The 22,710-nt window shown below is 57.8% G+C and carries 15 protein-coding genes and 1 pseudogene; 5 read left to right on the top strand and 11 right to left on the bottom strand.

The window, feature by feature from the left end:
• Positions 1-9 precede the first annotated feature (9 nt).
• From amt to Q666_RS43210, 4 genes and pseudogenes are all read right to left on the bottom strand, one after another.
• Positions 10-3,090: pseudogene (gene amt / locus Q666_RS66530) on the bottom strand (ammonium transporter).
• A gap of 475 nt (positions 3,091-3,565) precedes the next feature.
• A complete protein-coding gene (locus Q666_RS43220; protein ID WP_023004075.1) occupies positions 3,566-4,657 on the bottom strand; it encodes a metal-dependent hydrolase in 1,092 nt (363 codons plus the stop codon).
• A 221-nt stretch (positions 4,658-4,878) separates the two neighbouring features.
• A complete protein-coding gene (ilvD, locus tag Q666_RS43215; RefSeq protein ID WP_031270774.1) occupies positions 4,879-6,723 on the bottom strand; it encodes a dihydroxy-acid dehydratase in 1,845 nt (614 codons plus the stop codon).
• A 201-nt stretch (positions 6,724-6,924) separates the two neighbouring features.
• Positions 6,925-7,896 (bottom strand): AraC family transcriptional regulator, encoded by a 972-nt coding sequence (locus Q666_RS43210; RefSeq protein WP_023004073.1) that lies wholly within the window; start codon positions 7,894-7,896, stop codon positions 6,925-6,927.
• A gap of 137 nt (positions 7,897-8,033) precedes the next feature.
• On the opposite strand from Q666_RS43210, the gene Q666_RS43205 reads away from it, so the two are divergent.
• Positions 8,034-8,438, top strand: a complete 405-nt coding sequence (locus tag Q666_RS43205) for a DUF4345 domain-containing protein (RefSeq protein WP_023004072.1) — start codon at positions 8,034-8,036, stop codon at positions 8,436-8,438.
• A 92-nt stretch (positions 8,439-8,530) separates the two neighbouring features.
• Here Q666_RS43205 and Q666_RS43200 read toward each other — a convergent pair whose 3' ends face one another.
• From Q666_RS43200 to Q666_RS43190, 3 genes are all read right to left on the bottom strand, one after another.
• Positions 8,531-9,637, bottom strand: a complete 1,107-nt coding sequence (locus Q666_RS43200) for an alkene reductase (RefSeq protein ID WP_023004071.1) — start codon at positions 9,635-9,637, stop codon at positions 8,531-8,533.
• 112 nt (positions 9,638-9,749) lie between these two features.
• The gene (locus Q666_RS43195; protein WP_023004070.1) at positions 9,750-10,349 is read right to left on the bottom strand and encodes a TetR/AcrR family transcriptional regulator; all 600 of its coding nucleotides are present in this window, start codon (positions 10,347-10,349) and stop codon (positions 9,750-9,752) included.
• Between the two features lie 103 nt (positions 10,350-10,452).
• Positions 10,453-11,652 (bottom strand): ABC transporter substrate-binding protein, encoded by a 1,200-nt coding sequence (locus Q666_RS43190; protein WP_031270773.1) that lies wholly within the window; start codon positions 11,650-11,652, stop codon positions 10,453-10,455.
• A gap of 295 nt (positions 11,653-11,947) precedes the next feature.
• Between Q666_RS43190 and Q666_RS43185 the strand changes: the two genes are divergently transcribed.
• From Q666_RS43185 to Q666_RS43175, 3 genes are all read left to right on the top strand, one after another.
• Entirely contained in the window at positions 11,948-13,132 is a 1,185-nt protein-coding gene (locus Q666_RS43185) for an SH3 domain-containing protein (protein ID WP_161633293.1), read from the top strand.
• Positions 13,133-13,360: 228 nt separating this feature from the next.
• Positions 13,361-13,837, top strand: a complete 477-nt coding sequence (locus Q666_RS43180; protein WP_023014490.1) for a hypothetical protein — start codon at positions 13,361-13,363, stop codon at positions 13,835-13,837.
• Between the two features lie 143 nt (positions 13,838-13,980).
• Positions 13,981-15,171 carry a lytic murein transglycosylase gene (locus Q666_RS43175; protein ID WP_023004066.1) on the top strand — a complete coding sequence of 397 codons (1,191 nt, stop codon included), beginning with the start codon at positions 13,981-13,983 and terminating at the stop codon, positions 15,169-15,171.
• A 118-nt stretch (positions 15,172-15,289) separates the two neighbouring features.
• Here the strand turns inward: Q666_RS43175 and Q666_RS43170 are convergent, their stop codons facing one another.
• Complete coding sequence (locus tag Q666_RS43170) at positions 15,290-16,891, bottom strand: arylsulfatase (RefSeq protein ID WP_023004065.1); 1,602 nt, start codon at positions 16,889-16,891, stop codon at positions 15,290-15,292.
• 221 nt (positions 16,892-17,112) lie between these two features.
• Complete coding sequence (locus Q666_RS43165; RefSeq protein ID WP_023004064.1) at positions 17,113-17,661, bottom strand: cupin domain-containing protein; 549 nt, start codon at positions 17,659-17,661, stop codon at positions 17,113-17,115.
• 335 nt (positions 17,662-17,996) lie between these two features.
• Here Q666_RS43165 and Q666_RS64765 point away from each other — a divergent pair, with 335 nt between their 5' ends.
• Complete coding sequence (locus Q666_RS64765) at positions 17,997-20,024, top strand: methyl-accepting chemotaxis protein (protein ID WP_023004063.1); 2,028 nt, start codon at positions 17,997-17,999, stop codon at positions 20,022-20,024.
• Positions 20,025-20,206: 182 nt separating this feature from the next.
• On the opposite strand, the gene mdlC is transcribed toward Q666_RS64765, so the two are convergent.
• Both mdlC and Q666_RS43155 read right to left on the bottom strand, forming a co-directional pair.
• Complete coding sequence (mdlC, locus tag Q666_RS43160; protein WP_023004062.1) at positions 20,207-21,811, bottom strand: benzoylformate decarboxylase; 1,605 nt, start codon at positions 21,809-21,811, stop codon at positions 20,207-20,209.
• 144 nt (positions 21,812-21,955) lie between these two features.
• The gene (locus Q666_RS43155; protein WP_023004061.1) at positions 21,956-22,660 is read right to left on the bottom strand and encodes a metal-dependent hydrolase; all 705 of its coding nucleotides are present in this window, start codon (positions 22,658-22,660) and stop codon (positions 21,956-21,958) included.
• Between the last annotated feature and the right edge of the window lie 50 nt (positions 22,661-22,710).

Genomic DNA, 22,710 nt, shown 5'->3' with positions numbered 1-22,710 from the left:
AGCAGGCGTCTAGCTGGCCAGGTTCTTCTGGTTGGCCGCTTCAAACACCTGCAGCCCGCCGAACTTCAGCCGATCGAGCGCCTCACTCACTTCTTCCGGGATACTCCGGACAAGTTTGGACGTCGGTGCGGGCATTCCGATCAGATAACCCTGAGCTTCGTGGCATCCGCGCTGTGCCAACAGGCAGAGCTTTTCCGTGTCTTCCACGCCTTCGGCGACGACGCGCATCTTGAGAGCCTTGCCGAGCCTGACCACCGTTTCGATGATCGCCAATGAACCGTAATTGCGCTGTGCTTCGGATACGAAGGACCGGTCGATCTTGATGCAATCGAAGGGAAAGCGGCTCAGGTAGCTGAGGGAGGAATAACCGACGCCGAAATCGTCCAGCGCTATTTTCACCCCGATTTCCTTCAGGCGTGTCAGCACCGCCAGCGCTCTGGCGTCGTCTTCAATCAGAGTGTTTTCGGTGATTTCCAGTTCGATCCGCCCTGCCGGAACACCTGACGTTTCGATGGCTCTGCGAACGTCATCGACAAAGTCCCGATCGCGGAACTGAACCGGGCTGACGTTGATGCTGATGCTGGCAGTCGTGATTGTCGAAGAGGCTATCCTCAAGGCTTCAGCCAACACATATTTGCCGATCGGAACGATCTGTCCGGAAGCCTCCGCGACGGGAATGAACTCGGCAGGACTGACAAGTCCCCGCTCGGGATGGTTCCAGCGGATGAGCGCTTCATAGCTGACGATACGCGCGGTTGCCAGGCACATGCGCGGCTGGAAAAACAACTCGAATTCGCCCGCCGAGAGTGCCGTATTCATGTCCTTTTCCAAGGCCCTGCGCTGGCGGACTTCATCCCCCATGCCCGGCTGGAAGACACAATAGGTATGCCGTCCGCCGTTCTTGGCGTTGTAAAGCGCGATGTCGGCATTGGAGATGACCTGGTCTTCGGCGTCGTATCCGGTCATCAGCGCAACACCGATGCTTGCACCCGGTTTCAGAATTAGCCCGTGACCACAGTCGATCGGCTCCGACAGGGACTTGACCAGACGCATGGCCATATCCTCTGCCTGATTGGCGAATTGGATGCCGTTCTGGATGATCGCAAACTCATCGCCGCCGAGGCGTGAAACGGTATCGCCGTGGCGTCACGAGTGGCGCAAACGCTCGGCGGTGACCCGGATAACGATGTCACCGACCGGGTGACCGTGCAGATCATTGATATCCTTGAAGCGGTCCAGATCGATGATCAGAAGGGCTGCCGACATACCGTGCTGCTTGCACTTGCCGATGGTCTGTTTGAGCTCGGCATTGAAGACGGCGCGATTGGGCAGGTCCGTCAACGGATCGTGCTGGGCAAGGTGCAGGATCTGTGCCTCAGCCTTCTTGCGCTCCCTGAGGTCAACCAGAGCGGAGACGCGGGTCGGAATGCCGCGATAGGAAATGACACGGGTGCGGATCTCGACGGGCACACGCTCACCGGAGCGGTTGATCAGAGTGACTTCCCTCGGTTCCTTTTCCGCCTTGACCAGATGCTCCTCGAGCGTGCCGGCGAGTTCATTGTCGACAAACTCGTACAGTCCGCGCATCTCGAGTTCGTCAATCGGATAGCCGATGAGATCCTCGAAGGTCTTGTTACCGTCCAGGATCCGTCCGTCGACCGAAATGACGATTGCATCGAATGTGGCGTTGGCAAGGGCCGACAGGCGTTCAGCCTCTTCGCGCGTGCGCTTGGCGTCTGCGGCACGATTGTGAGCCTGTTCCTCGTTCTGAACGGTGTCCATGAGCGCATTGAACAGTCGCGTCAGGCGCTCTGAATCATCGCCCTTGGCAACTTCCAGCCTCATGGAAAGGTCCGCCTTGCCGGCAATCAGGCGATCAAGAGCATCTTCCACATGTCCGATACCGAGCCGCGTGCCGTGCTCCGCCTCGTTGAGGCCAAGATCTTCACTTGCAAGGTCGAGCCGGATCGGCTGCATCTTGTTCAGGACGGACAGCACGAGCCAACCGGACCCGAAACTCCAGACAAAGCAGGCAAGCGCTCCGGTGAACTGGACCAGAAACTGCGGTAGATGAGCTCCCAGCGGCAACTGGTCTGCTGGTGCCAGAAGCGCCAGGCCCAGCGTACCGGCAACGCCTGAAAATCCGTGTACGCTGATTGCACCGACGGGATCGTCAATCTTCAGGACACGTTCCAGAAGGACCGCACCGAGAATGGCAACGGCACCTCCGGCAGCGCCGATCACCAGTGCACCGACCGGGGCCAGAAGATGGCAGCCGGCAGTGACGGCAACCAAGCCACCCAATAGCCCCGAGATCGAGTTTTCCGGCAGAATGACCTTGTCTTTCTGCCGGCCAAGAAGATACCCCGCCCCGGTGCCAGCCGCGGCGGCGAGAACGGTGTTGGCAAGGATCATCGGCACATGCCAGGAGGCGGCAAGTGTGGAGCCGCCGTTGAAGCCAAGCCAGCCGACAAAAAGGATCAACGCACCAGACGTTGCAAGAACGGAACTGTGGCCCTGAATGCGATAGGCACGCCCGTCGGCTCCGAAGCGGCCGGATCTCGGCCCCAGGATCACACAGGCAGCCAGCGCGATCCATGCGCCCGTGCCATGGACCACCGTTGACCCCGCGAAATCGACAAAGCCGATGTTGGCAAGCATTGCCGTGGCATCTGAAAACAGCGCCTGTCCCCAGGCCCAATGCGCAAACACAGGGTAGATCAGCCCGGCGGTCAGCACGGAACACCAGATGTACGCCGAAAGGCGCATGCGTTCTGCCACCGCACCGGAAATGATCGTTGCCGCCGTACCGCAGAACATGACCTGGAAGGCGAAGATGGTCAGCCCCCAGGGATCAAGGTCGGACAGACCGAACAGCCGCGTATCAAATCCCGCAAACCAGCTTCCGCCGGCGCCGAATGCCAGCGAAAAGCCAAAGACCGCAAAGATCAGAACGGAGACGGCGAGATCGAGAAGGTTCTTCTGGGCAACGTTGATCGAGTTCTTGGAACGGACGAGGCCAGCTTCCAGCAACATGAAGCCAACTTGCATCAACAAAACCAGCCCGGCTGCAAACAGCACCCAGACCATGTCCAGGCTCTTCTGGAAAGTCGCCAGCTCCATTGTCTGCGCGGCCATTGCCGGTCCCGCCACCAGAATACCGGCACCACAGAGAACGGATCTAGTGTATGCCGCCCGGCTCATGATGTATTTGCCCCACTGTTCGAAAACACAGGCATGATTTCGCCGAGAGGTTAATTCTGTCTTGCTAATTTTGTCAGGTCTTTTACTGCAAAATGGATGCCCAATTCTTCGGCAGACCCGCCAAAATTCCAATGAGCAAAAATATCAATTTAAGCAATTGAAATAATTGATCAAAATCCTCTCAGCCACGCCAACTCCAACGACGTGCCGGGTATATTCCATCAAAAAACATGCTCAAAATTAAAGCAGCTAACAATCTGTAAAAGTTGAAGAATTTCCGCTGCCACTTGCCAACAGGCGGTTTGACATCAACTCACACAAGCGGATTGCAGGGGCATCCGTTTCAACGGCCCTGCAGTATCTAACCGGAAGTCTCACCAGCAAGCGCACATGCCTGCCCGGCAATGGCCTCACCAGTTCCTGCAACAGCTGCCTCCGCCCGGCGCACCGCTACCACACCCTTGAGCCGGGCAGTCAGCCACGTCCAGTCTTGAGGATCCACCCTCACCTCTCCCGTTGCACTACGCGGAGGGATCTCCCGGAAGCCATCGTCCTGGGCCTCGGCAATCGCAAAGCGGAAAACATAGTTCGGGGTCATGCCCATGCGCAGATCGGAGATGACGAGTTTTCCGTCGTCCAGTTCGGCCCTGTAGTAGCCACGGCTGAACCAGTCCAGTTTCCGGAAGGCTTGCGTATCTTCAACGCAGGCAACGAGTTCCGGGTGTCGCGGATGGGTATAGATCTCCGGTTTCCCACCCTCGTCCAGAAGCGAATAATACAGATTGTCGTAGCGGTCTTCCTGAAGGCCGATAACCTTCCAGACGAGAATGTTGAAGGGAGCCGCAATTGCAAAAACCTTGTCCGGAAGAATGCCTTCCTGCCTGAACAGATCCTGCGCCTTCTGCTCGACATGACGCTGAAGGACGACGCTCAGGCCAAGATATCCGGTCGAAACCACCAGCGCAGCCGTCATCCAGGCCTGAAAGCGTCGTGTCCAGTTTTTCCTGAACAGAGCCCAGATCACGACGGCCAGAAGAGGCAGGGTATAGAGCGGATCAATAATAAACACCGACCCGACGCCGACGGGATCCGGATAAAAAGGCCAGAACAGCCGCGTGCCGTAGACCGTCATTGCATCAATGCCTGCATGGGTGGCAAGACACAGGAAGACAGTGAGCCAGGTCAGCCAGCGGCAGTCCCTCAAGCCCTTGAACAGCCTTATGAGCCCCTCGCCCAACAACGGCGCTGCCAATGCATGTACAAAGACCGAGTGTGTCCAGCCGCGATGGTAGACGAAACTGTCGATTGGATCGTCATAGGGGATCAGGACATCCAGGTCCGGCAACGTCCCGAGGACCCCGCCGATAAGAGCAGCCTTTCTGGGGCCAAGTTTTTTGCCAAGGAGTGCTGTGGAGACGGCTGCGCCGAGAACAAACTGGGTAAGAGAATCCATCTACTGCCTTGGATCTGAACCGGAAGATAAGCCGGATATGTGCGGCGGAAGCATACAAATGACAAGGGTTTGGGACGAATTGATTTCCCGAACCACCAACAAGCCTTCAGGCTGAAGCGATTGTCTTGCCTTGTCATAACCTTGAAATGAAAAACGCCCCGCGGCCTATCGGGCGCAGGGCGTTGGAGTTTCGGTATGCCGAATTTCAGTTCAGCTCGTCGTCAGTCGACAACCCGGAAGGCGCCCTTGGAAGCGCTGGTGGTCAGTTTGGCGTAGGCGCGAAGTGCCGTTGAAACCTTGCGCTTGCGGATCTCGACCGGCTTCCAGGCCTGATCGCCCTTTGCTTCCATTGCAGCGCGGCGTTCGGCAAAGACTGAATCCGGCAGATCGACCTTCAAAACACGGTTCGGAATATCGATCACGATAGGATCGCCTTCCTCGACCAGTCCGATAGCGCCGCCTTCGGCAGCTTCCGGCGAAATGTGGCCAATGGACAGGCCCGAAGAACCACCCGAGAAACGGCCATCGGTAATCAACGCGCAGGCTTTGCCGAGTCCCTTGGATTTCAGGTAGCTGGTCGGATAGAGCATTTCCTGCATGCCCGGACCGCCGCGCGGACCTTCGTAGCGGATCAGCACCACGTCGCCTTCCTTGACCTTGTTGGTCAGGATCGCGGAGACGGCACTGTCCTGGCTCTCGAAGATCCGAGCCGGACCGGAAAACTTCAGGATGCTTTCGTCAACACCGGCAGTCTTCACCACACAGCCATCCTCGGCAATGTTGCCGTAAAGCACGGCGAGGCCACCGTCCTTGCTGTAGGCGTGCTCTGCTTCGCGGATGACACCGGCCTTGCGGTCGATGTCGAGGTCGTCCCAGCGACGCTCCTGGCTGAAGGCAACCTGTGTCGGCACCCCGCCCGGCGCTGCCCGGAAGAAATTGTGTACGCTCTCGGAATTCGTCTGGCGAATATCCCAACGCGAAAGAGCTTCCTTCATCGTTGCGGAATGGACGGTCGGAAGGTCCGTGTGCAGCAACCCTGCCCGGTCCAGTTCGCCGAGAATACCCATGATACCGCCAGCCCGGTGGACGTCTTCCATGTGGATGTTTTCGACCGCGGGCGCGACCTTGCAGAGCACCGGAACCTGTTTCGACAGACGGTCGATGTCATCGATCGTGAAGCCGATTTCACCTTCATGGGACGCTGCCAGAAGGTGCAGGATCGTGTTGGTGGATCCACCCATGGAGATATCGAGGCTCATTGCGTTCTCGAACGCCTTGAAGTTCGCAATGTTCCGCGGCAGCACGCTTTCGTCGTCCTGCTCGTAGTAGCGTTTAGCAAGATCGACGATCAGATGCCCTGCTTCCACGAAAAGCCGTTCGCGATCTGCGTGGGTTGCCAGCGTCGAACCGTTGCCCGGCAAGGCCAGGCCAAGGGCTTCCGTCAGGCAGTTCATGGAGTTCGCCGTGAACATGCCCGAGCAGGAGCCGCATGTCGGGCAGGCATTCTGTTCCATTGTCAGAACGTCTGCATCGGACATCCGGTCGTCGGCAGCGGCAATCATCGCGTCGATCAGGTCGACAGACTTGGCAACGCCATTTTCCAGCACCACCTTGCCGGCTTCCATCGGCCCGCCGGAAACGAAGACAACCGGAATGTTGAGCCGCATGGCAGCGTTCAGCATGCCCGGGGTAATCTTGTCGCAGTTGGAAATACAGACCAGCGCATCTGCGCAATGGCCGTTGACCATGTATTCAACCGCATCGGAAATCACTTCGCGCGAGGGCAGCGAATAGAGCATGCCATCGTGACCCATGGCGATACCGTCATCGACCGCGATGGTGTTGAATTCCTTGGCGACACCGCCAGCCTTTTCCACTTCTCGGGCAACCAGCTGGCCGAGGTCCTTCAGATGGACGTGGCCCGGCACAAACTGTGTGAAGGAGTTGGCGATGGCGATGATCGGCTTGCCGAAGTCGTCGTCCTTCATGCCGGTCGCGCGCCAAAGGCCGCGCGCACCAGCCATGTTGCGGCCGTGAGTGGATGTTCTGGAACGATACGGGGGCATTTTCGTTTCTCCCTACGTGTGCAGGCCTTTGTCCCTCCGGCGCGACGTGCTGCCGGAGCGGATCAGGTTTCCGCGCCCGATTTAGCTCTGATATGGGTTTGACAGGTTTTTTTGCCGAACGAAAGGCCGGAATGGGAAAAAAGAGTACGCTCCGGTACGGTTACCAGTCACAGCCGTGGCCGATGCTGAAATCACTCCGGTTTATTGCCTTCGATACGCCCCCGGCGACGTCCCGACAATTCGTTTGAAGGCCCTTGCAAATGCTGCTTCGGACTCGTAGCCGAGCCCGATGGCAATCTCCGCCAGTGTACGCTTTCCTTCCCTCAGATCCATTCGTGCCAATTGCATGCGCCAATGCAGGACATACTGCATGGCACCTTCCCCGGTCAGTTGCTTGAAGCGCGCGGCAAATGCGGAACGTGACATACCAGCCCTTTCCGCCAATCTGGCAATGGTCCAGCCTTCCTGCGGAGCCCGGTGAAAGGCCTGCAGGGCCCGCCCGATCTTCGGATCGCGCAAGGCTGCAAGCCAACCTGTTTCAAGCGCCTCGTTGCTCTGCAGCCACGCCCGGATCGCCTGTACAACGAGAATATCCGTCAGGCGTGTCAGCACCGTTTCTCCGCCAGGCTGCGGATTGCGCGCCTCTTCTGCCAGGTAATTCAACGTGCTGTAGATCCATGGGCCGGCGTGCTGAGCGAAGGTGTCCAATCGTATGACCGGGGGCAACAGCTGCTGCAGTCGTTCGGCAGCCGCGTGGTCGAGCTTCAACACACCACAAGTCATCCGGGTGACGGCCCCGCCCCCACCAAAAATCATGGTTTCGTATGACGGACTGTGTCGGATGGCAGGAATGTCGAACAGAGGCGTTGCGACAGCTTCGGCATCACTACTCATGACAACCGGTTTGCCATGCGGCAACAGCACAAGCTGCCCGGCGGTCAAGGAAATCGTCTCGCAGTGCTCGGTCTGCAGCAAACAACTCCCCTCGGTCACCACCAGAAGAACCATCTGTCCACCCATGTCCGGAACATCAATCGCCCAGGGAGCTGACAGTTCGGGATTGCAGTAGAAGGTTCCCGTAAGGCGTAGAAGATGCAACACATCGCCAAGCGGGGCAAAATCCAGCGAGGGCGAGGATTGGTCAGCTTGCAAGACCGGGCTCGGCAAGGACATCAGGAACTCCCTCTTGAACGCTGGTCATCTGCCCAGAAATCTGGACGATCTGCAAATTTTCTTATTCTTTATATCATAGATCATCTGGCGCACGTATCAGATCCTGGATTCCAGTTCAAACAAACCGGAGACAGCCAATGAACACCCTGAGCAAAAAAGCCGCCCTCGCCCTGTCCGCCCTGACCTTTCTGGTGATCGGCTCCCTGATCGTCTTTGCGCCGGAGCTTCTGTTTTCTTCAAACGGAATAACCCTCAATCCTTCCGCGGCGATGATGAGCGAGGTTCGCTCACCCGGCGTCCTCATCTTACTGGCGTGTTTCGCCGCTTCGATGGGTCTTTTCTATCGTTCGTGGGAGACAATCGGATTGCTGGTGTCCGCCGCCTTGCTGCTTGGCTATGGCACAGGTCGGCTTGTCAGCCTGGCCCTCGACGGCATGCCCCCTGCACCACTTGTCGCCGCTGCCGCAGTGGAGTTGGGACTTGGCTGCTGGTGTGCCGCTCACCTGCTTGCCAGCAGGGAAAATACCCCTTTGCACGCATAAAAAGAAAGCCGGTGCGGGTCGAAACCCTACACCGGCTATCCTTCAGACCGCCCCGGAGGGGGTGGATGTCGGGCGGCCCGAAACCTTCTGGATTACTCCGCCGCGACAGACGCTTCTGCCAAGGTGGGATAATCCGTGTAGCCTTTTTCGCTGCCGCCATAGAGCGTATCGGTATCCAGCGCGTTCAGCGGAGCATTCTTCTCCAGCCGCTCGACCAGATCCGGATTGGAAATGAACGGACGACCGAACGCGACAAGATCGACTGCGCCTGTTTCCACAGCCTCGATTGCGGAAGCACGGTCGTAACCGTTGTTGCCCATATGGGCGCCATCGAAGAGTGCATAGAGAGCTGACAAATCACCACCGTCCGGGATATCGCGCGGACCACCGGTCTGGCCTTCAACCAGATGCAGGTAAGCAAGACCATAGCCGTTCAGCAATTTGATCGCGTGCGAGAAGGTCGCTTGCGGATTGCTGTCGGCAATGTCGTTGGCGCTGGAGAACGGGCTCAGCCTGATGCCGACCCGGTCAGCACCCAGCACACCAACAACGGCATCCATGACCTCCTTCAGGAAGCGGGTCCGGTTCTCGATGGATCCGCCGTAGGCATCGTCACGCTTGTTGGAGCCGTCGCGCAGGAACTGGTCGATCAGATAACCGTTGGCAGCATGCACCTCGACACCGTCGAAGCCAGCTTTCTTCGCGTTTTCGGCGGCTTTTCTATAGTCCTCGACAATGCCCGGGATCTCGCTGGCGTCCAACGCACGCGGCGTCGGCGTATCAACGAATTGCGTTCCGTCAAACGTCTTGGATTTGGCAGCAATTGCAGAAGGAGCCACCGGATCTGCGCCACCCGGCTGGAGAACCGGATGAGAAATACGGCCGACATGCCAGAGCTGAATGACAATCTTGCCACCTTTTGCATGAACCGCATCGGTGACCTTCTTCCAGCCCGCCACTTGCGCATCTGAATAGATGCCAGGCGTCCATGCATATCCCTTACCCTGCGGCGAGATCTGCGAGGCCTCGGTGATGATCAATCCTGCTCCGGCACGCTGATCGTAATATTTCACTGTCAGATCATGCGGTGCATCGTCTTCGTGCCGAGCCCGGTTGCGGGTCAACGGTGCCATCACGATACGGTTCTTCAGTTCGATTGCCCCTGCCTTTGCGGGCGAAAACAGTTTTGCTTCTGACATGTTCTTCTTTCCTTTTGAAGTTTGTCTGCTTCACTATTTCTGGACTAAACAGTCCAATATTATGCGCACAACTCCGTGGTTCTTCATGAACGCTTCCACACCGCCCGGGCGATTATGGCATCAGGACGGTCCTTGCCTGCTTCAGGGTTCTGGCAATCCGCTCTGCCGGAACTCCAGCCTTGCGCAGCGCCAGGGTTCCAATGGCAAGCGATGAATAGGCGCTCGCCCTATCCCGGACAGCATCCGGGTTGTCCGGGTCGATCGCCCTGGCAAAGAGGTCTTCGATATTTTCCAGGTGACGACGGCCAATCTCGGCAACCTTGTCGTCATGGGGCGCAAGTTCGGTGATGCAATTGACCAGAAGGCAGCCCCTTGGCCCCCCTTTCGGATCGGACAAAGCCTGCATCATCGCGTCCACCGCGTCATCTTCAGCGGTTTCGGCAACTTCCTTCAGGCCACGGATTCCGTTTTTCGAATAATGCTCCAGCGCTCGCAGAAACAGCGTCTGCTTGCAGCCGAAAGTGGCGTAGAAACTGGAACGGCTAAGCCCCATTGCCTTGGTGAGATCGTCCAGAGACGTCGCTTCGAAGCCCTTCTGCCAGAAAACATGCATGGCCGCCTCAAGCGCCGCCGCTTCATCGAAGCTGCGCGGCCTGCCCGGACCTGCCGTGCGTTTCTCCGAGCCGGAAATATGGACCTCTGCGTTTCTCATGCCTCTGATATGGACTACGCAGTCCAGAATGCAAGAGGAGCAAGTCTGATTTCTGGACCGATCGTTTCAGATCATCCCAATACCTGGTCTGTGCAGGATAAAATTACATACGGCACGAACCGGCATAGGCATCGCCGACATCGTCGAAGACCCGGGCAACGGCTTCCATCTCATAGAGCTTGCTGGTGCGCCGGACCCCTTCCACAATATAGAAATCCTGAATGGGGAACTGGTTGGAATTGAAGCGGAAGTCGCCTCGAACGCTTTCAAAGGGAGCCGCACTGATAGCCGAGATCAACGCTTCCTGGTCCTTGATGCCCCCGGTCAGTTCCAGGGCAAAATGGATCAGCTTGGCAGCATCATAGCCTTGCGCAGCGTAGACCGAGGGCTCGTATTTGTAGGCCTTGCTGAACTCCCGCACGAACCTCTTGTTGGCCGGATTATCAAGGTTTGGCGCCCAATGAGATGCGCTGTAAAGTCCCTCAGCCATCTCCGCCGTATAGGGTAGCGTGACGGCATTGACCGTGTCGGACGAGAGGAACGGTACAATACCCTTCAGCCCGGAAGTGTGGAACTGTTTCACCAGTTCCACCCCCATGCCACCAGGCATGAAGGTGAAAATCGCATCCGGTTCTATTTCCTCGATCTGCTTGAATTCATCCGAGAAATCGGTCTGACCCAGTTTCGGGAACAATTCGCGGGCGATCTGTCCCTTGAAATGGCGGCGGAACGCAGCAACGGCATCCCGGGCAGCTTCATAGTCCGGAGCGATCGTGACGACGTCCTGGTACCCTTTGAGGCTGGCGTAACGCCCCATCGTCTCGTGGACCTGATCGTCCTGTGACGCAGTTGAGAAGAAGTAACGGCTGCAATTGCGCCCGGCGATCGGCGCAGGCCCGGAATGCGTTCCGATAAACAAGGTCTTCGACCGCACGATAGGATCGTGCACGGCAAGCATCACCTTGGAGAAATTGACTCCGACGATGAGATCGACGCCATTTTCCTCGATCAGTTTCGTTGCCTGCTGCAGCGCATTGTCCGGATCCAGCTTGTCATCAACCACGATCACATTGGTGGGCAAGCCACCAAGCGCGCCATTGGATTGCTCGACGGCCAGCATGAAACCGTCGCGCATGTGTTCACCGTAGACGGCCGCCGGGCCGGACAGTGTCGCCAACAGACCGATCTTCAATTCCTGCACATCCTGCGCGGCCGCCGAGTGGCACGTGAGCGCCATTCCAGCAGCAACGCCCGCCGCCAATCCGACCGTTCGAGAGATGAGGTGAGAGATCCAGCGCGTCATGATCTTTTTTGCCTGTCGTTTCTGGCTTCGCCTTTCGCCCTGCCCGGGCGAAATGCCTGCCGTTCATTCTATTGGCAGGCCGTTTGCGCGCAGTTTGTCAGAGACAGGTTAGGCTTTTGCAAACGCACATCCATTTGGCCCCGCAAGACCACAGACCCGTCACATTTCATGCAAAATTCCCTACTGCCGCCGCAATCCGGCCTGCGTGCCGACGCATTAACGAAGATTAATGCTCCGGTACCCAGATATGGCAATCGCTCCGAGCGTGCCCGAACCGCAAAACCAGGAGGGCCACATGTATTCCGTCACCGCGCCAGCCAACACTTGCGACTTCCCCGAAGGCCACGATCCGGACAATGCACCTCAAAAGAACGAGCTGAAGCTCGTCGTTCCCAACGATCCGTCCAAGGACGATGAAGTCCCTGTTAGCGAAACCGAAGTTCACACAGTGGCGGCAGACACAGGTTCTGACGCCAGCACACTTGCCGCCAAGATCCTTCAGATGCATGCAACCGCCGACGAACTGAAGCCGACAGCCTCCCGCCGCCCGACACTGACAGGTGCAACGGACGAAACCGGCTTCGATATGCCAGGCGTGTTGCGCACTCCGGTACGAGGATCCCGGAATATCGGTCTTCAGCCTGAACAAGTCCCCGCACCTGCAGCCGTTTCCAAAGCGGCAGCCAATTTCCGGCATGGTCCGAGTTTCAGAACACTGCTGGTCAGTACACTTGTGATTGTCGGCGTCGGCGCAGGAGCAATCTATTTGAGCCTGAGCGACCTGCTGGCCGGCAAAGAGGCAGACAGCCGCACGGTCCAGACCCAGCAGATCAATACCGAACCGACGATCGAGAGCCTGATTGCCGGCGCAGATCCCGAATACCAGGGCAGGACGGATCTGACCGCAACACCGACCGCAAGCGAAGAGCAGGTAAAGTCGGCCAAGGATCGTATCCGCGAGGTATTCGCCTCAAGGTCGGTAGCGTCCACTGCACCTGAAGACCATTCCAACCCGCTGGGTCATGACACCAACAAGGTTGCCGACGACAAGATCCAGTCGCGACTTGCTCCAGCTCAGCCCGCCCCCGTCAGAACCAATAGCCAATCGGCACGCGGTACCACCAACACCCTCGTTGCCAGCGCTGCTGCAGCAGTGCAGGAGACCGACGAAAATCCGGTATCGGATGCATCGCTGCTGGGAGCTGACCTTCCGGCCGTCACGGCACCTGACACCGACACTGCATCCACCTCTACTCCGGAAACCAGCGCCGCTGCGTCGGACTTTCCGCTTTCGGCAAAAATCAAGTCATCCGTGAACCTCCGTGAAGCGCAGAACAAGGATGCGACGGTTCTGGCCGTCATCCCGGCTGGAGCCGAGGTTCGTTTCAACACGTGCGGCAACTGGTGGTGCGGCGTTCAGTATGACGGCAAGACCGGCTACGTAGGTGAAAGTTTCCTGGAACCCCAGCAGCAGCCATGAGTAAAACCTGCGTTTGCCAGGTAGAGCCTTGTTAAGTGTCGAAGCGTAATATCCCGTCGATTTAGTTTTGCCCTGCGGACCGCGGGGACAGCTGCATCGACGGGCGCAATCAGCAGCGCCTGTGTTGATAGCTCTCGATATGTCGCAACACGTTTCCGGCCGGTCTCGGCATTTGGATTGTTGCGCTTTCCACGGTGCATGTCAGGCACTGCAGACAGGAGACGGACCATGGCGAACCGTGCAGCCCTCAGCCTCAGCGCTTCCCTTCTCTTCACTTTCCCGGCCGCAATCACGCAAGCTCAGGCGGATGGAACCGATTGCACAGTCTATGCGACCGACTATGCCAACGCCCGCATGGGCAGCGGTGATGTCGTCGGAGATGCTGTGTCCGGCGGCATGGCCGGAGCGGTTGTTGGCGGCGAATGGCGCGGGGCATCGGGCGCTTTTCGTGGCGCCCGTGCAGGTGCAGCGCTTGGCGTCCTGGACAACATGGGCTCAATGCCCGGCGGTTGGCAGGCTCTTTACGACATGGCCTACCAGATGTGCCAGCAGCAGACGTCCGGGGTGAACGCCCCCTATTACCAGTCCCCCAGCGTCGGAACGTCTTCCTCCGACTGTCGTTCTTCAGCCAGCGTCAACGCGCCGCTGAAAAGATCCCCGAACGGCGGCATCATGGTCGGCTCTGATTTCGGCAATTGCCGTTAGCACCGCAGCTTGCTGCCAAAGACTTGGTGGAAGAGCCTTCAGCTCGCCCTGTCGACGGGTTGACGTCACAAGCGAAGCACAGTCAACTATGGCCGATTTTTAAAGGCTCCGGCCTGCCTTTGCGCCCAACGACAGGATTTTTCATGACACTCCGCTTCTCCCCGAAAATCGCTGCCACCGCCCTCGCCGGTTTCTGGCTCGCCACCGCGCCTGCTCAGGCGCAGCAGTGTGGCGGCGACTTCCGGCAATTCCTTGCAGGCGTGAAACAGGAAGCGATTGCCAAGGGCCTTTCCGCGAATGCGGCAGACCAGACCCTGGCGGGTGCGCAGGTCGACCGCAAGGTGCTGTCGCGTGATCGGGCGCAGGGTGTCTTCAAGATGACCTTCCTGGATTTTTCCAAGCGGGTCATTTCCGGCTACCGGATGAAAAACGGCGCCGCGAACATGAAGAAATACGCGAGCATATTCCAGCGTACCGAATCCGAATATGGCGTTCCGGCACCTGTCATTACCGCTTTCTGGGCGCTTGAAACGGATTTCGGCGCGGTTCAGGGCGATTTCAACACCGTCAATGCGCTGGCCACGCTTGCTCATGATTGCCGCCGCCCGGAACTGTTCCGGCCGCAACTGATCGCTGCCATCGAGATGGTCCAGCACGGTGATCTTGACCCGCGCAGCACCACCGGCGCCTGGGCAGGTGAGATCGGCATGGTTCAGATGTTGCCCGAAGACATCATCAAGTTCGGCCGCGACGGCGATGGTGACGGGCACGTGAAGCTGAAGGAAAGTGCCGCCGATGCCATTCTGACTGCCGGTGCCTTCATCCAGCATCTGGGCTGGCGCCGCGGCGAACCCTGGCTGCAGGAGGTCAAGGTACCGCAGAACCTCAACTGGGCTGAAAGCGGGCTCGACAAGACCAAGACCGGTGCCCAGTGGGCTGCTCTTGGCGTGCAGCCGCGTTGGGGTCAGATTTCCGGCAACCTGCCCGCTTCGCTGCTCCTGCCTCAGGGCCGCAAGGGGCCGGCATTCCTCGCCTATCCGAATTACAGCATCTATCTGGAATGGAACCAGTCGTTCGTCTACACGACCACTGCCGCCTATTTCGCGACAAGGCTCGCCGGCGCACCGGTCTACACGGAAGGCAATCCGGACCTTGGCCTGGACGACGCCCAGATGAAGCAGCTCCAGTCGAAACTATCCAGCATGGGTTATGACGTAGGCAAGATCGACGGCATCCTCGGCTCCGGCACCCGAAATGCCGTGCAGCAGGTGCAGCAGAAGCTTGGCATGCCTGCCGATGCCTGGCCGACGCCTGAACTGCTGCGCCGTCTCTGAGATCCAAAATCAGTCGACCGCTAATTGCTGCGGTTCTGGACGACACATTGGCAAATGCGCAAAAAAAGCCCGGAGCGTCGCAAAGCCCCGGGCTTTTTATTGTAGTGACGCGTTTAACTCAGTTGCTGCCGCTCATGCCGGCCTTCAACTTCTCCTCGATCGCTGACAGGTTGAAGGATCCAGGTGTCTGGCTTGGCGGATAGTCCTGCATGGTCTGCAGGAACCTTGAGGCCAGTGCCTGGATCGGAACGATCACGAACGCACGGTCCAGCAACCAGTCGAAATAGATATTCGCATTGTGCTGGGCCTTTTCGAAAGGATCCCGGCGCAGGTTGAAGACGGCGGGCACACGCAGTTCGGTGAAGGGCTCCTGCCAGACGCCGAAGGCCTGACCGCGGTTTTCCAGGAACACGACCTTCCAGTCGTCGTACCGGGCCGCAACCACCTGACCATCGTCATTCACGTACCAGAACTCGTGACGCGGCGATGAATCGGTCTCGCCTTTCAGATAGGCGTTGAGGTCGTAACCGTCGATGTAGTTTCGGTAAGTCCGTCCACCGAGTTCAACACCTTCAAGAAGCTGTTCCTTGATATCCGAAGCCCCTGCAATCGCGGCGAAGGTCGGCAGCCAGTCTTCGTGGGCAACGATACCGTTCAGCGTCACGTTTTCCTGGAAGACGCCGGGCCAGCGAACAAAGGTCGGCACACGGTAAGCACCTTCCCAGTTGGAATTCTTTTCGCTGCGGAACGGCGTCGTGCCGGCATCCGGCCAGGTGTTGAAGTGCGGGCCGTTGTCGGTCGAATACATCACCACCGTGTTATCGGCGATGCCGAGCTCATCCAACAGGTCCAGCAGCTCGCCGACATGCATGTCATGCTCGACCATGCCGTCGTGATAGGTATCCCCGCTCGGACCGGCAATCCCTGTGTGCTCCTCCTTCACATGTGTGCGGAAATGCATGCGGGTTCCGTTCCACCAGACAAAGAAGGGAACACCCTCTTCCACCGCTTCACGAATAAAACGCTTGGCTTCGGCAAGCGATTCCTCATCGACGGTTTCCATGCGCTTCTTCGTAAGCGGACCGGTGTCCTCGATCTTCTGCGTTCCGTCTGCATTTGCCCATGTATGGAGGACACCACGCGGACCGAACTGTTCACGGAAGGTCTTGCCGTTCGCCAGAACCATATCACCCGGATAGTCCCGGTTTTCCGGCTCTTCTTCAGCATTCAGATGATAGAGATTGCCGAAGAACTCATCGAAACCGTGGTTTGTCGGCAGATGTTCGTCCAGGTCACCCTGGTGGTTCTTGCCGAACTGGCCGGTCTTGTAACCTTGCGACTTCAGGATAGTTGCCATGGTGACGTCGGTTTCCTGCCAGCCTTGCTCTGCTCCCGGCAGGCCAACCTTGGTCATGCCTGTACGGACAGGTACATTGCCCCCGATAAAGGCAGCGCGGCCAGCCGTACAGCTTTGCTGGGCATAATAGTCGGTAAAGGCAACGCCTTCCTGTGCGATCCGGTCAATGTTGGGTGTGCGGTAGCCCATCATGCCACGGTTGTTGTGGCTGATGTTCCAGGTGCCGATATCGTCCCCCCAAATAGCGAGAATATTCGGCTTCTGCACCTCCTGCGCCAGACTTGTCTGGGACGTTACGGCAAAAGCTGCCGCGAGTCCGAGAACCACCGCGCTCAAACGCGGCAACGTGCGAAAATAGCTCATGAAAACTCCCACCTGAATGGTTGCTTAGACTGCGCCCCCAGATTGCAGACGCGTTTTGCATCATCCGGCAGACCGTCTTCACTTACCTTAGGTCAGCTTTTGGATCTGACAAGCGATTTTCGATATTTTACAGAAAGTTCGCATTCCCGAGTGTATCGGAAATCGAAAAGCGTCCATTCAATCAATGGGTGTATAGGACGGTTAGGCGAGATTTCTTTCCCCTATTCGACCTTGTTCTTGTTTGCACCTGGCTTGTCCTCGGCGACCGTTGCCACACCGTCATCCCCGAGCAGGAAAACAGCCAGGATCTTGGCCGGCCCTTCACCGGTGTTCTGACCTTTGTGGGTGACATCCATTGCTTCCAGAAGACCGTCGCCGGCACGGTAGACCTTCTTGCCAAGTTCCTCGTAAGTGACGGTAATCTCGCCTTCCAGAATGTAGGCAAAGAGCGGCGCATGATGCTGGTGCCACTGTGTCTCCTCGCCCGGCTCCATGGTGATCTCGATGGCCTTTAGCGAAGGGTTCGATTGCGGAAAGGCGACCTTTTCACCGGCAACTGTCGTATCTCCGGAAAACACGTCCCGCACCGTCGCATAAGGCGTTTGAGCAGCAGCTTCTTCATCCTGCGCGGCTTTGGACCCCGGCTTGGCATGCGGCTTGGAAGGCGCGGGCTTGCCGTCAGGCGTGATCGACTTGTCCGCCGACAAGACTGGCGTCGCACAAAGGGCGCCGCTCAGTACCGCAATGAAAGCAAAGCTGGACAGCTTCATGATGAATCCCCGGTTATTCACTTGCTTGGGTGGCTGGGCCAAAACGACGGCTTGGCTACCATCAAAATGTGCGTGCATTGTGCCTGACGATTGAAGGCACAACAATATTCTCACAATGACTTGAACAACTTATCACACACCAAAGCGCATTCAGCCATTCGACGTGCACAGAAGCATTGTCACCCCCAACAATAAACACACCAAATATTTTTACTGCTCTCTGAAACACATACTTAAAACTATCAATGTTCTTTTCTCCTACCATCTGGCGAAATACTTAGTTAATCCAAGCCCCATACCATCAGAGAACTCACTTCAGACATGTCGAGGCTCTCATGAGATTCGGAATTTCCCGCAAGCTGGCGGTGGTATTTGGTGCCCTGGTTCTGGTTTCCCTGTCCATGGGGTTCTTCTCCTACAGCCTCATGAAAAGTGTCGCGAGCGAAGGGGAACACCTGGGAGCAGAATTGGCGCCGCTTGGGGATGCCGCGATGGAGATCAAGCTCACCGCGACGCATGCGCATTTGCTTTTTGAGGAAATCATGTCCGGTGACGATGGCGAGAGCATCGACGAAGTCTGGAATCTCCTCGATGAAACACGGTTTTACGCGAACGCCATATTAAACGGCGCGAGCAACGAAGAAGGAACCTTCTACCCTTCCCGCTCCCCGGAAGTCCGCGAAAAGATCAAGGAAGTTCTGGCTGCAGTCGACGGGTTTGTTGCCTCCGCCCAAGGCCGGTACGCTTCCCTTGCAGGCGATCAGGGTGTCGGCAGTTCGGCTGACGAGAAGTTCGACGCGATCTACGACGATCTGGAACAGAAGATCGCTGCAATCTCCGCACCGCTGACGAATGATGCAAAGGCGCAAGCTCTGGCAGGTGAAGCAAGGTTCAGTCTTGCGCATGGACATTTGCTGGTCGCGGAAATCCTGGGTGGTGATGCCGGTGAGGAATTCGCAGAAGCTCTGGGCAGTTTCGAAAACGCCCGGAAAGCGCTCGAGGCTCATCCGGACCTTCAAAAGAGCAAGGACGTTCTCGCCCAGATCGGCGAACTGATCGACCTTGCGAACGTTCGACACCAGGCCATGCTTTCAACCGAGAAAGCCGGCTCGGGAGCCGATGTTGCCTTTGACGAAACCTTCGAACGTTTCATCGCCCTGGCGGATGACGCCGAAACGCTCATTCACCAGGAAATGGATAATGGGTTGTCATCCCTGCGCTCGGCCGCAGAAACGTCCAATGCACTTCAGGTCGGCGGCACGCTGGTGCTTACGCTATTTGCGGCAACAGCCTGGTTCTATTTCAGCCGCACTATCGGTCACCGCGCACGGCAGCTTTCCGAAAATGCCAACCTGCTGGCATCAGGCCAGCTTGAAATCGAGCGACCGACCTGGCGGGCAGCAGATGAGCTGGGCCAGCTCCGCGACACGCTGGACGTCTTCCAGGGCTCTCTGGTTGAACAACGCCAGTTGGCAGAAGAAGTCGACCGGCAGCGCGAGGTCCAGGCAGCAGACCGCAAGAAGCTGATGCACAGGCTTGCAGAAGATTTCCGTACCAGCACCGAAGCGGTCCTCGCGGCTCTCGACAATGCCACAGAGAGTCTGCAGGTTGCCGTTGATATGTCCACCAAGGCCGCCGAGGACTCCGGCTCAATCGTGCAATCGACCACTCACGCCGCGGACAATGCATCCGGCAAGGTCGATACGGTTGCCGCCGCCGCAGAAGAGCTTACCGCCTCCATTGCGGACATCAGCAGACAGGTGGAAGCGACCGCGTCCGTGGTTGCCTCGGCCACCGGCCAGGCCAGCTTGACCAACGAGAAGATTTCAAACCTGGCCGACGCAGCCGACAAGATTGGCGAAGTTGTCGTTCTTATCCAGGCTATCGCCGAGCAGACGAACCTGCTTGCACTGAACGCAACCATCGAAGCGGCGCGGGCCGGTGAAGCAGGCAAGGGATTTGCGGTGGTCGCGGCGGAAGTGAAAGAGCTGGCGACCCAAACCTCAAAGGCGACCGAGGAAATCGGCGGGCAGATTGCAGCCATTCAATCGGAAACCAGAGAGGCTGTGCTCGCAATCGAACAAATTTCAACGACCATGACAGAAGTCGACACCCATACGACAACGATTTCCGCCGCTGTTTCACAGCAGGGCTCGGCAACAACCGAGATTGCCGCAAACGCGCAGGAAACGTCTTCGGATACCAGCGTCGTCTCCCGCAACATGATGCAGATGCAGGAAGCCATTCAGGCGCTTGTTCAATCCTCGGACCAGCTCCGAGGGTCTTCTTCCTCCGTTCAGGATCAATCGACCAATCTCAGGAAATCTCTGGACGACTTCCTCGCCCGCCTGGATGCAGCCTGATGGTTTCAGCAACGTGTTGGCTGGTGGCAGGTCAGCCGCCAGCCAACCAAATCGCCTCTCCTAATGCTTCAGCGCATCGCCTGACCTTGCGTATGGCTTGGTACTCTTGAACTTCACGAGAGGCGATCTCCCCTCGCTCGCCGGTAAAAATGGCATTGCACGATGAGTGCTGCTTTGAACGTTTATCCAAGCAAAGATCTGAGCTTGGGCGATATCTCCACCTCGATCACTGTCGTCCCCTTGTGCGCAAGCGCTGCGGAAAGAGATGCCCTGAATTCGTCAGCGGTTTTCACCTTCGCAGTCTTTGCGCCGTATCCACGCCCAAGTGCCTCGATATCAAGCCCGGGAAGATCAAGCCCCGGAACGTTCGGCGTTTCCTCCAGGATCGCGAACTCCTTCAGGATCGCATATTGACTGTTGCGCATGGCAACGAAGACCACATGGGCTTCCTCCTGCACGCCGGTATAGATGCTCTGCACCGAATACTGGAACGAGCCGTCGCCGATCACGGCGATTACGGGCCTGTTGCGTCCGCTCGTTTCCTCGGCAATCGCAAGACCGACAGCGGCCGGCATGTCCCAGCCGAGACCTCCGGATGCAAAAGTGTAGAACGTATCCGGCTTGTCGATCGGAAATTGTCGCTCCAGCTCGATGACGTTGGATGGAGATTCTTCAACCAGCACGAAATCTGACGGCGCAGCCTCCCGGATCAAGCTGTAGACTGCATCCGGCGTCAGCGGCAGGGCCGAATAGTCGGGTACCGGCGCCGGATCCTTTTTGTAGGGATTGGGCTTTTCCTCACGTTGATTCAGCTGAGGCAGGATCGCCTGAAGGAAAAGCCTGCTGTCCGAGACGAGACTGTCTCCAACCGGTGCCTTGGCCGCCATGTCCGGATCGTCGGTGATTTGCAGCAGCTTTGTTCCTGCCGGAAGGTAGTCTCCCGCGACATATGGATAGTAGCGGAAGACCGGAGCTCCGACGGTGATGACCAGGTCGTGCCCCTCTAGCCTCTTGCAGATGGGGCCGATGGCCGAAGGCAATGTGCCGGCATGGAGCCGATGACTTTCCGGAAATGGCGTGCGTTCCGCGAAAGGAGCCGTCAGAACCGGGGCAGACAGCGCTTCTGCGAACGCGATCCCTTCGTCCCAGGCTTCTGACCGGGCAATGTCCGAGCCGTATACCAGAACCGGAGTTTTTGCTGCGTTGATACGCTCAGCGAAATCCTTGATCCTGGCCGGGTCGGCGGCCGAGCGCAGAGAGACGGAGCGGACTTCTGCAGGTCCCTCCATTTCCTTGTCCCAGTCGTCCAGCGGGAGAGACAGGAACACCGGCCCGCTCGGCTGTTGTACCGCTGCCGCGTAGGCCCGCATGAAAGCGGCCGGCACGTCCTGGGCCCTTGCCGGTTCATAACTCCACTTCACCCATGGCTGGGGCAAAAGCGTCGCATTGATGTTGGTAAGGAGCGGCTCGAGCAGCAGCATGTCTCGGGTCTGCTGTCCGGCGGTCAGAATGAGTGGTGTCTTGTTCTGGTAGGCGGTCAGGATGCAGCCCATCGCGTTACCGAGGCCTGCACCTGTATGGACATTCACAATGACAGGTTTGCGCAGTCCCTGCGCCAGGCCGTCAGCGATGCCGACGACGCTGGCTTCCTGCAGAGAAAGAACGTAGCGGAAGTCGTCCGGAAAATTCTTCAGAAAGGTTTCTTCAGTGGAGCCGGGATTGCCGACGATAGTTGTCAAACCGAGCTTGCGAAGCAGATCGAAGGTAACATCTTTTACAGTCGGCATAATATCCTCCGCCTGACGCTGAAACCCAAGCTCCCAGCGTCACAAAACAGGAAAACCACCCTTACTTCTTAAATTTCCCGGAAAAAGACTAAACCTCTACCTCCAAGTGAGACAAGCAAAGATTGCTTCTCTTGAGTGAACCCGTCAAACGTCAATCGGTTCGCCGGGATTTGGCTTTGCCACCTTGTCGCGATCGCCGCCCATTGCCTCAAGGAACGTATCCGCCGTCTGGTCGATGATCGGGAACGAGCCGTAATGGCAGGGAATGATCGTATCGAAGTTGAAGAACCGGGTGCAGGCAAGCGCTGCCGACTTGCCGCCCATCGTGAAGCGATCACCGATGGGAACAAGCCCGATCTTCGGCTGGTAGATCTCGTCGATCAGGGCCATGTCGGAGAAGATGTCGGTATCTCCCAGGTGATAGAGCGTCTTTTCTCCAGGAGCTTCGATGATGACACCATGTGGATTGCCCAGATAGATAGCCTCACCGCCAGCCTGGAAGGACGACGAGTGATCGGCACGTGTCAGCGCGACGCTGAACGGGCCGACGTTCACCTTGCCGCCGGAATTCATGGGGCTGATATTCTCGATCCCCTGCCGGTTGGCCCACATGCAGATTTCGAAATTGGAGGTCAGCTGCGCGCCGGTTTTTTTCAGAATGTCGACGGCGTCACCGATGTGATCGTTGTGTCCATGGGTCAGGATGACATGCGTTACGCCATCTGATGCCTGATCGACTGACAGGGTCTCCGGGAAAGACGGATTTCCGGTAAAGAACGGATCGAACAGGATGGATGCGCCTTCAATCTCGATCTTGAAAGCGGAGTGGCCATACCAGGTCAGTTTCATCGCAGTCTCCTAATTCCAGGACAGGTTGCCCGGACCCTATCAGTGACAGA

Origin of the sequence: Labrenzia sp. C1B70 (genome assembly GCF_000475395.1) — a bacterium.
In the GTDB taxonomy this organism is placed as follows: Bacteria; Pseudomonadota; Alphaproteobacteria; order Rhizobiales; family Stappiaceae; genus Roseibium; species Roseibium algicola.
Note: the sequence above shows the minus strand (reverse complement) of the source record. Positions and strands in the feature narration are given on the sequence as shown.